The organism is Myxococcus sp. MISCRS1, from assembly GCF_026626605.1.
GTDB lineage: Bacteria > Myxococcota > Myxococcia > Myxococcales > Myxococcaceae > Myxococcus > Myxococcus fulvus.
On the sequence record NZ_JAPNKB010000001.1, the window covers coordinates 1 to 15601 of the forward strand.

At 70.9% G+C, this 15601-nt stretch carries 10 protein-coding genes; 7 read left to right on the forward strand and 3 right to left on the reverse strand.

Annotation, left to right across the window (positions count from 1 at the left end; translation table 11 throughout):
* The first annotated feature begins 109 nt into the window (after window positions 1-109).
* The 3 genes from OWM54_RS00005 (at window position 110) to OWM54_RS00015 (ending at window position 5004) form a co-directional block, all read left to right on the forward strand.
* On the forward strand, window positions 110-943 hold the full coding sequence (locus tag OWM54_RS00005; RefSeq protein ID WP_267696250.1) for an MBL fold metallo-hydrolase: 834 nt from the start codon (window positions 110-112) through the stop codon (window positions 941-943).
* 15 nt (window positions 944-958) lie between these two features.
* Window positions 959-2536, forward strand: a complete 1578-nt coding sequence (locus OWM54_RS00010) for a sigma 54-interacting transcriptional regulator (RefSeq protein WP_267696251.1) — start codon at window positions 959-961, stop codon at window positions 2534-2536.
* 92 nt (window positions 2537-2628) lie between these two features.
* Window positions 2629-5004 (forward strand): hypothetical protein, encoded by a 2376-nt coding sequence (locus OWM54_RS00015; RefSeq protein ID WP_267696252.1) that lies wholly within the window; start codon window positions 2629-2631, stop codon window positions 5002-5004.
* 14 nt (window positions 5005-5018) lie between these two features.
* On the opposite strand, the gene OWM54_RS00020 is transcribed toward OWM54_RS00015, so the two are convergent.
* From OWM54_RS00020 to OWM54_RS00030, 3 genes are all read right to left on the reverse strand, one after another.
* Entirely contained in the window at window positions 5019-5966 is a 948-nt protein-coding gene (locus tag OWM54_RS00020; protein WP_267696253.1) for a hypothetical protein, read from the reverse strand.
* A 435-nt stretch (window positions 5967-6401) separates the two neighbouring features.
* Window positions 6402-9236, reverse strand: coding sequence for a serine/threonine-protein kinase (locus OWM54_RS43200; protein WP_324289035.1), 2835 nt, complete (start codon window positions 9234-9236; stop codon window positions 6402-6404).
* Window positions 9233-10891, reverse strand: a complete 1659-nt coding sequence (locus tag OWM54_RS00030) for an adenylate/guanylate cyclase domain-containing protein (RefSeq protein ID WP_267696254.1) — start codon at window positions 10889-10891, stop codon at window positions 9233-9235. Before OWM54_RS00030 ends, OWM54_RS43200 begins: the two co-directional genes overlap by 4 nt.
* 214 nt (window positions 10892-11105) lie before the next feature.
* On the opposite strand from OWM54_RS00030, the gene truD reads away from it, so the two are divergent.
* From truD to OWM54_RS00050, 4 genes are all read left to right on the forward strand, one after another.
* Window positions 11106-12755 carry a tRNA pseudouridine(13) synthase TruD gene (truD, locus tag OWM54_RS00035; protein ID WP_267696255.1) on the forward strand — a complete coding sequence of 550 codons (1650 nt, stop codon included), beginning with the start codon at window positions 11106-11108 and terminating at the stop codon, window positions 12753-12755.
* A gap of 122 nt (window positions 12756-12877) precedes the next feature.
* Entirely contained in the window at window positions 12878-13447 is a 570-nt protein-coding gene (locus OWM54_RS00040) for an RNA polymerase sigma factor (protein WP_174816812.1), read from the forward strand.
* Window positions 13444-13947, forward strand: a complete 504-nt coding sequence (locus OWM54_RS00045; RefSeq protein ID WP_223748704.1) for a hypothetical protein — start codon at window positions 13444-13446, stop codon at window positions 13945-13947. Before OWM54_RS00040 ends, OWM54_RS00045 begins: the two co-directional genes overlap by 4 nt.
* Window positions 13948-13954: 7 nt before the next feature.
* Window positions 13955-15427, forward strand: a complete 1473-nt coding sequence (locus OWM54_RS00050; protein ID WP_267696256.1) for a hypothetical protein — start codon at window positions 13955-13957, stop codon at window positions 15425-15427.
* Window positions 15428-15601: the final 174 nt, after the last annotated feature.

Sequence of the window (15601 nt, forward strand, 5' to 3'; positions counted from 1 at the left end):
CTTCGTTGGGCCAATAATTCCAGCCACTTGGCCATGGCATCCCACGTGCTGAAGCACGGGGCATCAGGGCGTCCTCCCGAGGAGGCCCGCCAGCTTGAGGAGGCACATCATGGATATCCGGTTCCACGGCGTTCGCGGCAGCATCGCGGTTTCTGGCTCACGCATCGGCGGCAACACGGCCTGCGTGGAGGTGACGAGCCAGGGCCACCGGCTGATCCTCGACGCGGGCACGGGCCTGCGCGCGCTGGGCGAGTCGATGATGCGCGAGCCGATTCCGCACGACGTGACGATGTTCTTCTCGCACCTGCACTGGGACCACGTGCAGGGCTTCCCCTTCTTCACGCCGGCGTACCTGCCCACGTCGCGGCTGACGATGTACGGACCCGGCGCGAATGGCGCGCAGGCGCTCCAGTCGGAGCTTGCGGCGCAGATGCAGCCGCCGCACTTCCCGGTGCCGCTGAGCACCATGCGCTCGAAGATGGACTTCCTGTCCGCGCTGCACGCGAGGACGGTGGAGGTGGGCCCGTTCAAGGTGACGCCCATCGACGTGCCGCACCCGCAGGGGTGCCTGGCGTACCGCGTGGAGGCGGACGGGCACTCGTTCATCTACGCCACGGACGTGGAGCTGCGGCTGGAGGACCTGTCGCCGGAGGTGGCGCGGCTGTTCGAGGGCGCGGACGTGCTGTGTCTGGACGCGCAGTACACGCCCGACGAGTACGACGGGAAGAAGGGCATCCCGAAGAAGGGCTGGGGCCACTCGACGATGATGGACGCGGCGGGCGTGGCGAAGACGGTGGGCGCGCGGCGGCTGTGCCTGTTCCACCATGACCCGGCGCACTCGGACGAGGTGCTGGAGGACATGGCCGAGCAGGCGCGGACGCTGTTCCCGGTGTGCGAGCCGGCGCGCGAGGGCCAACGACTGGTGCTGGGCCGCGCGGCCTGAGAGGTGGGCCGGACGATGCCACACGGATGCTATGGTGACGCTTCGGCCTTCATCCTCCCGCCCCTGCCCACCATGCCCCCCGCCCCGGATGTCACCCAGGTCCTCCTCCCCTTCGGGGCGCTGGTGGGCCGTGAGGTGGACCTCGACGCCTTCCTCCAGACGTTGATGGACCGCATCGCCGCCACAATGCAGGCGGACCGGGGCACGCTGTGGTTGTTGGACCCCGCACGGCGCGAGCTGTTCAGCCGCGCGGCGCACCTGCCGGAGGTGTCCCAGATTCGCGTGAAGCTGGGCCAGGGGGTCGCCGGCACCGTGGCCCAGCAGGGCCAGCCCATCAACGTGCCGGACCCGCGCGGCGAGCAGCGCTTCTTCGCGGACATCGACCGGATGACGGGCTACCGCACCACCAGCCTGCTCGCGGTGCCGCTGCGCGACGTGGACGGCGCGCTGTACGGCGTGCTCCAGGTGCTCAACCGCCGGGGCGCGGACCGCTTCACGCATGAGGACACCGAGCGGCTGGACGCCATCGCGTCGCAGGTGAGCTCCGCCCTGCAGAGCACCAGCCTCTACCAGGAGCTGCAGCGCGCCAAGGACCAGCCCCAGGCGCCGGTGGGCTACTTCTTCAACCGCATCATCGGCGAGTCCCCGCAGCTGCAGAGCATCTACCGGCTGGTGCGCAAGGCCGCGCCCACCGACGCCACCGTGCTGCTGCGCGGAGAGAGCGGCAGCGGCAAGGAGCTCTTCGCGCGCGCCGTGCACGTCAACGGCCCGCGCCGCGACAAGCCGTTCATCAAGGTCGACTGCGCCGCCCTGCCCGCCACGCTCATCGAGAACGAGCTGTTCGGCCACGAGAAGGGCGCCTTCACCGGCGCGGACCACCGGATGCCCGGCAAGTTCGAGGCGGCCGACAACGGCACCGTGTTCATCGACGAGATTGGCGAGCTGCCCCTGCCCGTGCAGGGCAAGCTGCTGCGTGTCCTGCAGGACCGCGAGTTCGAGCGCGTGGGCGGCACGCAGGCCATCAAGGTCGACGTGCGCATCGTCGCCGCCACGCATCGGGACCTGGCGCGCATGGTGGCCGAGGGCCGCTTCCGCGAGGACCTCTACTACCGCATCAAGGTCGTGGAGGTGGTGCTGCCCCCGCTGCGCGAGCGCGGCGCCGAGGACATCGAGCGGCTGGCCCGGCACTTCGTCGCCACCGCCGCGCGGCGCCACCGGCTGGTGACGCCCCGCCTCAGCCCCACCGCGCTGGAGCGGCTCAAGCGCTACCGCTGGCCGGGCAACGTGCGCGAGCTGGAGAACTGCATCGAGAGCGCCGTGGTGCTGTGCGAGGGGGAGATCCTCGAGGAGCACCTGCCCCTGCCGGACATGGACCGCGTCCCCGGGAGCGCGCCCGCCGAGCCCGCGCGCGCCACGACGCCCGCCGCGTCCGAGACGGGCCTGAGGTCCCTGGCCGAGGTGGAGCGCCTGCACATCCTGCGCGTCCTGGACGCAGTGAAGGGCAACCGCACCGCCGCCGCGAAGGTGCTGGAGATCGGCCGCAACACGCTCGCCCGCAAGCTCAAGGAGTACGGCCTCGCCGACGAGGCGTGAGCGCCGCGCCCCGGTGGGCAGGCGGCCTTCCGCGTCAGTCCAGAATTACCCCTTGGAACCGACAGCACGTGCCTCCCGGTAGAACCTGGAGCATGCTGGAGCAGCCATCCATTCCGTCCGAGGGGAAGCCCATGAAGGTCATCGAGTCGCTGCTCGCCCAACTTCCGCCGGCGCTGGCCGAGAAGCTTCCGGACGTGAAGCTGCAGGACCAGGACATCCGGGTGACGCTCGCGCAGGAGGGCCTCACGCGGGACAACATCCTGCCGCCCAAGCTGAGCCTCGCGGACTTCACGCTGTCGTTCGATGGGGCCGTGGAGGCCACGGTCCGCAACTTCAACTCGCCCGGCGACGTGGACGAGAACGGCGTGGTGGGCGAGCCCGCCGCCGCCAACGCGCCCGCCTCCGAGGGCTCCCGGCCCCAGTTGCTGCTGGGAGGAAACACCGGCTGGATGCGCTACCAGGCCACGGCGCGCATCAAGTCCGCGGGGTCCACCGGCTCGCTACCGTTCGTGTCCGGACAGGGCAAGAGCGAGGTGTTCGCCACGCTCAGCGACTACCGTGCGCACCCGCTGACGCGGAACATGCGCGAGGCGGCGAAGGAGGACCTGTCGCATCCACGGCTGCTGGTGTTGTCCACGGACCTGACCAAGCTGGGCCCGGGTGACGCGGTGGCGTGGCAGGTGCGCGGGACGCTGGAGGCGGGGCTCGAGCTGAACTGGGCGGACCTGTTCACCACGAACCTGGCGAACCTGGCCTTCGTGCGCACCAGCGAGCTCATCGAGCTGAAGACGGCGCTCGACGCGAAGGTGGGCGCGCGCGTGTCGCTCACGGACGACTACCAGCTCGTCTTCTCCCGCCCCGCCGCGAGCCGCATCCAGCTGGCCGTGCGCAAGGCGAAGTCGCGCGAGGCCACGCTGGGCGCGGGGCTCAACCTCCAGGTGGAGCTGGCCGACGCGGAGGCGGTGCGCAAGCGGCTCGGCGAGGTGCTCACGGCCATCACCGGGCAGGCCGAGGCGAAGGTGGAGGAGCTGGTCGACAAGGCCCTCGACAAGGTGCTCAGCGCCGAGGAGCAGGCCCAGCTTCGCGGCATCCTGGAGCGGCTGGGGCTGGACCCGCAGCTGGTCGTCCTCGACCACCTGAAGCAGGAGTGGGCGCAGCTCAAGCAGAAGGTGTCGAGCGCGCTCGACACGTTGGTGAAGGCGCGCGTGGCGGCGTCCTTCCAGTACGAGTACCTGCGCGTGTCCGAGTCCTCCACGCTGCTGGAGGTGGAGCTGGACGAGGCCACCGCGCTGCGCTTCCACGGCTCGCTGCTGCGCGGCAGCCTGGTGGACCTGCTCGCGTGGCTGCGTGAGCCCGCGAACGCGGGGAGCTACACGCTGCGCAACTACCTGAACACGTCCTCCGCCACGCTCCAGTCGACGGTGGGCTTCACGCTCGGACTGGGGAGCTTCGAGGTGCTCAAGTCGCGCTCCACGCGCAAGCAGACCTGGGTGAACCAGGAGAACTTCCAGGGCGCGCGGCGGCAGGCGTTCCTGGGACAGCGCGCGTACGAGGACTCGTTCCTGGGGCACCGTGGCCGGTGGGTGGTGGACTTCCGCGCGGACATGGAGGCGTTCACGCTGGCGCCGACGGCGCCGGACTTCCGCCTGGGCCTGCACATGCTGCTGTGGGGCCAGAAGAAGAAGCTGTCGAAGCAGGAGCTGCGCGAGGCGGTGGACGACGCCGTCGTGTGGGGCGTGCTGGACGCGAACGACGCCGCCACGGTGCTGACGAGGCTCGACGCGCACGTGGGCAGGTCGGACGTGGAGACGCAGCTGGAGATCAAGGTGTCGGACGACATGCTGCGCGAGTTCCTGCCGCGACTGCAGGGCTTCGACGTCAAGCTCTTCTCCCGCGCGCTCGCCCGGGCCATGCCGTGGAGCGAGCAGACGGCGCGGGTGTCCCCGGAGTTCCGCAAGCTGGTCTACGCGCCCATCTGGGAGTCGTACCTCAACGAGGTCCTGGACAAGGGCAGCTTCCTGTCCGGAGACCTCTCCCCCACCCTCGCCGCGCAGATCGCCCAGTGGTTCATCGAGCGCGACGCGACGGTGAAGCAGCTCGCCTCGGACCTGCTGCTGCGCGAGAAGACGTGGAGTGGCACGGGCGGCAGGTTCACCTTCGCGGAGGTGACGCAGGCGAACAGCGGGACGTTGGGAAAGTGCCGCCGCTTCGTCGCGGGCCTGGTGCGCCTGCGCCGGTCCATCGACGAGCGGCGGAGCGGCGAGGAGCTGCGCGCGGTGCACGGTGAGCTGGAGGGGATGTGGAACACGGGGTTCCATCTGCGCGCCGCGGGGGCACTGCTCGCCGAGGTCGCGAAGGCCACTCCGCGCGGGCTCGGCGGCATCGAGCGCACGTTCACCGTGCGGATCGCGAGCAGCCAGGAGCAGCTCGTCTTCTCCACCGCGTGGGGTCCGTCGTCGTCAACGTAGGCAGGGCGCGGAGCTCACAGCGTGCGCGACAACATCAGCGCGGCGGCCACGGACATCACCCCGGCCGCCGTGAAGTGCGTCCAGGCGCGGCGAGCCAGCGTACCTCGCGTGTCCTGCGCCTCCGGACCCAGGACGACCAGGGCGGGTCCGCCGCCGCGACCGCACAGCTCGTAGGAGCCCTCGCTCGAGCCCCGTCGGAGCTCCCCCACCACGAAGCACGTCTCGCCCGCGGTCCCCACGCGCTCCCAGGACAAGGCCCAGGGCTCGTCCGTCAGCTGGCGAGCCTCGGGCACCGAGGCGCCCTCCGGCGTCACCGGCCGCTCCTCGAGCCACGCGGAGGGCGTCGGCAGACAGACCGTCCTGCAGCGGCGGGGCCGCACGGGCGCCATCAACGACGCGGGCGAGAAGCGCACTCGAGCCCGGATGCGCGCGCCGCGCAACGTCAGCGTCGGGGAATAGGCGCGCTCACGAGACAGCAGCGTCCCCTTGCGCCCATCCGAGGCGACCTCGCGCAGCTCCGCTTCGTAGAACGCGCAGCCCACGCCCCCTGGCGATGTCAGCTCCTCCTGCGCATCGAGCGTACCCTGGAAGACACCCCAGCTCATGGAGGCCCCGGCGCGCAGCTCCGCCACGGCGTCATCCAGGCTCTTCGGCGCCGAGTCGCGCAGCAGCTCCGAGCCCGAACGGACCCGGGTGCCCCGCACCGCGAGCAGGGCCGCCGCCACCAGCAGCGCGATGCCCAGCGACCTGCCGAACGACTCGGACGACCACACCACGAAGGCGACATTGCCCAGCCCGGAGACGAGCAGGAAGCCACCGAAGGCCAGCAACCCGAACCAGACGAGCGGCAGACGGGGGACTCGCGAGTCCGGCCCCCGCCGTCCCACGGTCAGCACGGCCACCACCAGTCCCGCCAGGAGCGCCGCATAGATGGGCGCCAGCACGGCGCGCCAGAATTCCATCCCGTCCCCCGGCCGCACGAACAGGGCCCGCTCCACGCCAGACCCCGGATACCGAGGGAAGGTGGTACGCCGGACAGGCTCGCGCAAGGTCGCCCGGAGTCTCACCCCGTCCCGCGCCTGACAGGTGCCGCGGGAACCGCCCTCCGTCGGACGGAGTCCGGCCGGGTCGTGCGAGGGAAGTGTTGAGTACGTGAGGATTCCACGACAGGCGCCGACAAGTCGTGAGCCCAGCCCGCTTCGGCGCGCAGGTGCTGGAGAAACAGCTCAGGAAGCAAGAGAGTGCGCTTCAGACGGCCATGGAGTTGCCGCACCCGCACGTTCGCGAGGAATCGCGGAGCTCGATAGATGCTTCGGCTGCTCTCGGACAAGCTGTCCGGGTGAGGCGTAGCGACGGCTCCTTCCGCCCCCCCGAGTCACCTCAGGCCGCTGAACCCACTACTGCTCCTGGCCCGCGGAGGCCCGGCGCAGCGGCTGCTCGCGAAGCTGTCCCTTCACCTTCAGGTCATCGAAGGTGCAAGCGAGGTTACGGCATCCCACCGCCACCTTGGCGACGCGGTTCTCCAGGCCGGGCAGCAGCTTGCGGGCGAAGCGCTGCCGTCCGAGGAACCCTTCCGCGAGCACGCCGCCCTTCACGCGGCTGAGCTTCAGGCGCACCTGGTAGGGCCCCCGGTCGGGCAGCGGCATCTCGTCCTCGACGAGCCCGTCCGTGTCCTGCGCGCTGTTGCCGACGATCTCCTGTCCGTCCTCGGCGAAGTAGCGCCACGCCAGGCGCATGCCGACCTCCGGAATCGCGAAGGCCGACACCTGGAGGTCCCGGATGCGGAAGGACAGCTCGCCGTAGTGCTGTGAGTCCGGCTCGTCCGGACGGTACTCGTCCCCGAGCGGCTTCACGTCCATCATCACCGAGGCGTCGAAGTGGTCCGCCGCGAAGTAGCGCGTCGCCACATAGGCGCGAGGCACCAGTCGCCGGCCACCGGCATCCTGCCCCCCCTGCCATGCGCGGAGCTGTCCGCCTTCGACCTTCCACAAGCCGCTGTGGAGATTGAGCTCCTCGGGGCCCTTGTCGTCGAAGGACACCTCGAAGCGCGCCTCGCCATCCGGCGTCGCCGCCTCGACCAGGGTCGCCGTGGAGAAGGCCTCCGCGTACGTGTTCGGCGGGTTCGGCTTCTCGGGCATCCGCCCGTTGACCCATCGCGCGCCGAGCCCCAGCACCGCGAGTCCACCCACCACCGACAGGCCTGCACGCACCCGTCGCCACCCGGTCCGCAGCTTGCGGGTGATCTGACTCGTCGACTTGCGACGCCCCTCGATGGGATGCGTCGGCCGGGTCGTCTGGTTGGGCGCGGACGTCGAGGCCACCAGCAGCTCCAGCGCCTCGCACAGCTCCGTGGCCTTCGCGTAGCGCGCCTCGGGGTCCGTCTCCAGCAGCCGGTCGATGATGTGGTCCACGCGCGGGTCCAGGCCCGGCACCCGCTTGGACGGCAGCTTGAAGCGCCCCAGGGGAAGCTCCCCGGTGAGCAGCTCGTAGAGGACCACGCCCAACGAGAACAGGTCCGCGCGGCCGTCCACGCTCTTCGCGTCGCGCCGCTGCTCGGGGGCCATGTAGTTGAGCGTGCCCATGGCCACCGCCGTCGCGGTGAGCTGCAGCCGGGCCTCGGACTGACGGATGCCGGCGAGACCGAAGTCCGCCACCTTCACGTTGCCGCGCCCGTCCAGCAGGATGTTCTCCGGCTTGAGGTCGCGGTGGATGATGTCCTTGTCGTGCGCGCACTCGATGGCGCGCGCCGCCTGGAGCATCAGCTTCAGGCCCTGCTGCGGCGTCAACGAGCCGGTAGAGATGGCCTCGCGCAGCGAGCGGCCCTCCACGAACTCCATCACGAAGTAGTAGTGCTCGCCGGCCACGCCCCGGTCGATGATCTGCACGATGTTCGGGTGGTTGAGGGCGGCCAGCGCCGTGGCCTCCTTCTCGAACCGCGCCACGAACTCCGGGTCCTTCGCCAGCTTCGGCGGGAGCAGCTTCACCGCCACCGTGCGACCCAGCGAAGTCTGGCGCGCGAGCCACACCTCGCCCATGCCGCCGCGGCCCAGCAGCTCCTTCAGCTCGAAGCCCGGCAGCGTCACCCGCGCCGCCGCCACGAACGTCTCCACCGAGTGGATGTCCAGGTCGGAGTCGGCGTCGCCCCGCCCCGTCGGCCGCGTCGAGCGCACCACCGTCGCGTCCACGGGCACATCCATCCCCGGCGTCGAGGAGGGCAGCGCCACGCCACTCGGGCCAACGCCGCCCGACTCGTTCGAGGACTGCGGGACGCCCTGCCGACCGTTGCCCGGACCGTCTCCTCCGCCCGAAGCGTTCTGCACGAGCACCTCGCCTGCGCGAACGCCCGGCAGGGGCACGCCGAACGGTGCACCCGGAGATGCCCCGCCATGCCCGGGAGCATCGCCCCCCGCAGCGTTCGGAGACGCGGCGACACGCGCCAGCGCATCACCCGCTGCGCCCACCCCTGGCGCCGCCACTCCGAACGGCGCGCCTGGCGACACGCCGCCACGGACGGAGGCCTCGCCTCCGGCAAGCCCCGAGGCCACCGGAGCCTCGCCGCCCACGCTCACGCCCGGCAGCGCGACGCCGCCCGGTGAGGAATCGATGGCGGTCCCCGTCACCCGCAGGCCGGGCACGTCCGTGTCCCCGAAGGACACCTCCACACCACTGTCGCGCGCCGCGTCCCCCGCCGCTTCCACGTCTCTCATGTCGGCCACACCCGAAGACGCGTCCAGGCGCGCCACCGGGCCCACTGACGCGGCGTCACCACCCGCGCTCACAGCGGCGCCCAGGCGCGCTCGCGCCTCGGAGCCCGACGTCACGCCGGCCGCGGACGTCCCACCCACCCACGAGGCACCCGCCCTCGCGATTCCACCCGGAGCCGCGCCGACCCTCGACGAGCCGGGCTCCCGCTCCTCACTCCAGTCGATTCCGCTCGACCCCGCGGACGCATCCCGCAGCGCTCCGCCATTCGCATAGCTGGGGCTGCGCGACGCGCGCTCCTCCCCCAGCCCCGGGACCACCGTGTCGCGCGTGTGCTCGTTCAACGGCTGCGCCCGGTGCGGCGCGAACGTGATGTTCGAGTTGCCCGCCCCCACCGGCTTCACACCGCCCACGTCCTGACGACGCACCTCGAAGCGGATGCCACAACGGCACGTCAGCTTCTGCCCGCTGACATAGACCCGGGTGTCATGTTGGGTCCCGCAGTTGGGACACTCCTGGGTCGTCGTCATCGGCGCGGGGAGGCGGCGGTCGTATGTTCCACGCCATGGACGCGGTAGGTGGGGACGGCCTTCTCCTTGCCCTTGACCTGCAGCGCCGGCAGCTCCTCCACGTCGAAGCCCGCGCCGGACCTGCGCACCGTCGACTCCGACGCGAGCACCTCGCCGCTCTTGGCCATGCCACACAACCGCGAGGCCGTGTTCACCGTGTCGCCGATGGCCGTGAACTCGTGCCGCTCCGCGCTGCCCATGTAGCCGACGACCGCCTGGCCCGTGTTGATGCCGATGCCCACCTCGATGGGCGCCTTGCCGGCCGCCACGCGGTTGCGGTTGATCTGATCCACCGCCTCCTGCATCTCCAGCGCCGCCCGCACCGCCCGCGCCGCGTCGTCCGGATGCGACAGCGGCGGACCCCACACCGCCATCACACAGTCGCCGATGAACTTGTCCAGGTTCCCCTCGTAGCGGAACACCACGTCCGCCATCGCCGTGAAGAAGGTGTTGAGCATCGACACCACTTCCTGCGGCGACTCGTTCTCGGAGATGGTGGTGAAGCCGCGGATGTCCGCGAACAGGCAACTCACCTCCGCCAGCCGGCTCTGCCGCAGGTCCTCCGTCTCACCGGAGATCACCGCGTCCGCCACCGCCTTGGACAGGAAGCGGCTCAGCTCCGCGCGCGTCACCGCCTCCGCGCGGATCTGCTCGCCCAACGCCGCGTTCTCCAGCGCGATGCTCGCCTGCGAGGCGATGCCGGAGAGGATGTTCAGGTCCTTCTCCGAGAAGGCGTTGATCTGCTGGCGGCTGTCCAGGAAGAGCACCGCTTGAATCTTGGAGTTCACCATCAGCGGCACCGCCATGGCCGAACGGATGCCCTGCGCCACGATGCTCTCCGCCGCGGAGAAGCGCTCGTCGATGATGGCGTCCGCCGTCAGCACCGCCTTGCCCGTCTCCACCACGCGCTTGAGCACCGTGTCGGACAGCATGACGTTGACCGGCTTGCCCGTGCGGTGGTGCACCGCCGCCGGGATGAACTCCCCGTCCCCGGCCACCTTCAGGATGACGCCGTGGTCCGCCGCGAGCAGCTGGAAGGCCACCTTGAGGATCTGCTCGAACAGGCCCGTCTGGCTGCCCTGCGTGCTCACCTGCCGGTGGAACTCGTGGGCGATGCGCAGCTTCTCGTAGTCGCGGCGCAGCGCCTCGCCGTCCGTCATCTGGTCCACCGGACGGAAGTTCTGCGGCACCTGGTCCATCTGCGCCAGGAACGCGGGCATGGACACCGACTGCGCCACCACCGTCACGCCGGGCGCCGCGGGCGCGGGGACCACCGGCTGCTCGCCGCTGTGGAAGATGAGCCGCGAGGAGCCCAGGGCAATCTCGTCCCCGTCCTTCAGCCGCAGCTCCTTCACCCGCTTGCCGTTGACGAACGTCCCGTTCGAGGACCCCAGGTCCTTGAGGACGAAGTCCTTGCCCACCTTCTCGATGGTCGCGTGCTCCTTGGAAACCTCGCGGTCCACCAGGCGCAGCGTGTTGGACGGATGACGGCCGAGCGACGTCAACGGCCCCAGGGGGAACTCCCCCAGAGTGCCGTCCGCGAAGCGCCCGGTCAGCCGGGGGCCTCGGAGCTGTTGCCCGGATTTCGGAGCGAATGGGGCGGGAACCTGGCTCACGCGCGAATCCTCACCGGCCCGGACACTACCAGAGCCGCCTGGGAAGCGGGGAACGTCTGGTGGCGCTGGCCGACCAGGGCCCCCTCCGGAGGGCTGCACGGCCGGTCAGGGTCCCGCTCCTGGGACGGCGCGTCAGCTCCGTCCACCCCCTCCCCCTGGTCCCCCATCCTCCGCCCCGCTTCTCTCCCAGGGCCCACACTGGTAAGGGGGGCCCGTGCGAATCAAACAGAAGCCCGAAGACTTCAGCGTCAAGGAATCCTACCGCTTCGATGAAGTCGCCTCCGGGCGTTTCCGCGTCTACCTGATGGACAAGCAGAAGCTGTCCACGTTCGACGCCGTGGCACGCCTGCGGGACGCGTTCGGTCTCAAGCCGGGCTCCATCAGCTATTGCGGCCTGAAGGACAAGCAGGGCCGCACCGAGCAGCTCATCGCCGTGGACGGCGCCGACGTGGACATGCAGGAGCCGGACCTCCGCCTGAAGTACCTGGGCCGGACGAACAAGGCCCTGTCCTCGGCGAACATCACGTCCAACCGCTTCTCCGTGACGGTGAGGGCCCTGGAGGAGTCGTCCCTGGGCCCCCTCAACGTGGCGGCCGCCGAGGTGAACCGCCTGGGCGTCATCAACTACTTCGACAGCCAGCGCTTCGGCTCGCTCAAGCACGGGCAGGGCTTCATCGCCAAGGACCTCATCCGGGGCGACTTCGAGGCGGCGCTCCACAACTACCTGGCCAAGCCGTCGGAGCTGGACCGCTCCGAGGACGCCAAGGTGAAGGCCTTCTGGCGCGACAACTGGGGCCACTGGGACGCGCGCGTCCCCTTCGAGGGCACCAAGAAGTACCACCGCGTCCTGCGCTCGCTGCGCGAGGAGCCCAAGAACTTCACCCGCGCCTTCCTGCAGATCGACGCGGACTACCGCGCGATGCAGCTGTTCACCTACCAGAGCTACCTCTGGAACGAGGGCGTGCGGCGCTACCTGCAACTGCTGTTGCCGCGTGAGTCGCTGTTCCCCATGCGCTACCAGGCCGGCTCGCTCCTGTTCCACAAGGACGCGGATCCGCAGACGCTGCGCGTGCTGCGCGACGCCACCTTCCCCCTGCTCGCGCCCAACAGCACCTTCACGGATCCGAAGATCGAGGACGCCGTGCGCTGGGTGCTCGGCCGCGAGAAGCTCAAGCTGTCGGACCTGGTCATCCCCGGGGCCGAGCGCATGCTCTTCTTCAAGCACGAGGAGCGCCCGGTCCTCTCCTTCCCGCACAAGCTGGTCATCGGTCGCACGCAGCCCGACGAGCTCAACCGGGGCAACATCAAGGTCAACGTCGCCTTCACCCTGCCGCCGGGCGCGTACGCCACGCTCGTCGTCAAGCGCCTGTTCCACTTCGAGTACGCCGAGGACACCGCGGAGGAGATCCGCGCCTCCCAGCGCGCGCACCTCGTCGAGCAGGAGCAGGCCGAGGGTGCCCCCTCCAGCCGCCGCGGCCCTCCCGTCCGTGAGGAGCGGGGCACCGGCCGCCGGGCCCCCGCCGCCCGTGGCGCCGCCGGCCGCCGCGCCGAGACCACCTTCGACGAGGAGCGTCCGCGCGCCTCGGACCGCCGTGCGCCCGCGCGCGGCGAGGCCCCCAGCCGGCCCGGTCGGCGCACCACCTCCGAGGTCGAGGCCCCCGCCCGTCCCGGACGCAAGAGCACGGCCGAGGTCTCCGAGACGCCCACCCGGGGCCGCTCGCTCGCCCAGCAGGCGGAGCCCAAGCCCAGGCAGGAGCCCGCCGCCCCGCTCGGCTTCCGTGAAAAACAGCGCCAGCGCAAGGCCGCCCGCGAGGTCGCCCGGGCGGAGACCGAAGCCAAGCGCTCGAAATCACGGAAGAAATAAGTCTGCAACGGCGATGAAACACCTGGACGCAATGGGGGAGCGCGCACACCGTAGACCCAGGTGTGAACGCTCTTGCCCTCGACGACGCTCCCGGGACCCTCGCCCACGCCATCGGGATGCTGATGGCTGACGACGCCGTCCCCCTCCCCTGGAAGGCCGACGTGCAGGCGGCCCGCCGTGGAGATCCGTCCGCCTTCGAGTCCCTGGTGCGCAGCGTCCAGCGCCAGGTCTACGGCCTGGCGCTCCGGCTGCTGCAGAGCGAGGCCGAGGCCGCGGAGGTGTCCCAGGAGGCGCTCCTGCGCGCGTACCAGAACCTGCACCGGTACGACGACTCGCGCCCGTTCGACCTCTGGGTGCTGGCCATCACCCGCAACCTCTGCCTGGACCTGCTCCGCCGCCGCACCAAGGTGCGCACCGAGGAGCTGGAGCCCATGAAGGAGGTGCTCCCCAGCAACGAGGCCTCCCAGGAGGAGGGCGCCATCGCCCGCGAGGAGCGCCAGTCGCTGGAGGAGGCCATGGCCACGCTCTCCGTCGATGATCGTGAAGTCCTCGCGCTCTACTACGTCCAGAAGCGCACGACGAAGGAGATCGCCCAGATCCTCGGGTGCGCCCCTGGCACCATCATGGCCCGGCTCTTCAGGGCCCGAGAGAAGCTTCGCAAGAAGATGAGCACGGAGGAGGCCCCCCGATGAGCGCGCACCCCTGCCCCGACCTCGAGGTCCTCTTCGCCGAGCTGGAGGAAGGTGAAGGCCCCGCGCTGGACCACGCCGCCGAGTGTGACGCCTGCGCGGGGGTCCTCGAAGAGCACCGGCTGATGGAGAACGACCTGTACCGGCTGGCGGATCCCCTCCCGCCGCCGACCCTGGTCGCCAGCGTCATGGCACGCGTGGCGGCGGAGCCCGTACCTCAGCGTCGCGAGGTCTGGTCCGGGCTCGCCATCCTGCTGACCTCGTTGCTCGGTGGGCTGGGCTACCTGGTGATGAACGACCAGGCGCTCGGCCGGCTGGGCACGGGCGTGGCGTCCTTCCTCGTGGAGGGGCGCTTCCTGGCCGAGGGCGTGCTGAGCGGCGCCCGTGCGTTGTGGTCGACCGAGGGCCTGGCCGTGGCCGCATTCCTCGCGTTCCTCCTCCTGACGTCGCTGGCCGGTCTCAAGCGGCTCGCGGGCAGCGCCCCCACCCCCTCCGAAGCCTGAGCGCCCCATGAAGATCTCCTCCCGATTCCTCATCCCCGCGTTGCTCCTGGGCGCCCCCCTCGCGCTCGCCGAGTCCGCCCCCGCCGCCCGCGCCGCCGAGTCCGCGCCCGCCGCGAAGAGCATCGACGTCTCCTTCCGCGGCAGCCTGCGCGACGCGCTGAAGACCATCGCCGACAAGGGCGGGCTCAACCTGGTCGTCACCGGCGACCTGGACGTCCCCGCCGAGGTCCACCTGCGCGGCATCTCCGCCGACCAGGCCCTGCGCACCGTGTCCCGCGCCTACTCGCTGCGCATGGAGCAGGACGGCTCCATCATCACCCTGCGCCCCATGACGCCCTCGGAGAAGGAGGCCGCGGCCCAGGGGCTCGCCGAGCCGGCGCCCGCGCCCCAGGCGGTCCCCGCGCCCGTGGCCCCGCCCGCGCCACCCGCTCCGGCGGCGCCCGCGGTCGCCTCCGAGGGCTCCGAGCACGAAGAGGAGTCCGCCACGGACGCGGAGACGATGCGCGAGGTGCGCGAGCAGATCCGCGAGCAGATGCACCGCACCCGCGACGAGCTCAAGCGCTCGCGCCGCTCGGGGGCCCGCAACGTGGTGGCGCGCGGTCAGTCCCTGGAGGTGAAGGAGGGACAGACGGTGGAGAGCGCCGTGGTGTACGGCGGCAACCTGGTGGTGAAGGGCAACGTGGAGAAGGACGCGGTGGCCTTCGGCGGCAACCTCATCGTCCACGGCCACGTGGAGGGTGACGCGCACGCCTTCGGCGGCAACGTGGTCCTCAAGCCCGGCGCCTCCGTGGAGGGCGACGTGTCCTCCTTCGGCGGCAACGTGGACCGCGAGGACGGCGCGAACGTGGAGGGCAGCATCAACACCTTCGGCGGGGCCAACATCGGCCGCGTCGTCGCGAAGGAGCTCAACAAGGGCCTCCAGGAGTCCAGCGACGAGGGCGAGGAGCGGCGGCGCAACCGCGACGACGACGACGGGGGTGGGCTCGCCGGGTTCATCCTCACGTTCGCGGTGCTCTTCGGGCTGGGCTTCCTGGGCCAGATGTTCTTCCCCTCGCGGATGAAGCAGCTGGGGGATGAGATCCGCGCGCGGCCGGTGCAGAGCGGCCTGACGGGCCTGCTCGGGGTGGTGGCGATGATTCCGCTCACGGTGGTGCTGGCCATCACCATCATCGGCATCCCCGCGGCGCTGGTGCTGTGGATGGCGGCGCCCCTGGCGGCGGCCCTGGGCTTCGCGGCGGTGGCGAGCGAGCTGGGCACGCGGCTGCCGGTGATGCGCGGACGCAAGACGCAGGCGGTGGTGCTCGCGCTGGGGTTGCTGGTGTTGCTGGTGGTGGGCGCCATCCCCGTCTTCGGCGCCATCGTCTCCTGCCTGGTGGTGCTCATCGCCCTGGGCGCGGTCATCCGGACCCGCTTCGGCTACCGGCCGCGCGGCATGGGCATCCCCGAGCCCATCCACACCCACGGGGAGCAGCCGCTCTGACGCACCCGCGCCGGGATTTGCCCGGCGCGTCAAGGACCACGGCCTGCACGGCCGCCCGCTCCACCCACCGGGGATCGCCACGAGGCCTGAGACGGCCCGTCGCGGTCCCCGGTGACGTTCTGCGGGAGTCTTAGAGAAGTTCCAGCGCGCCATCACCTCGACTGTCGGCTGGGC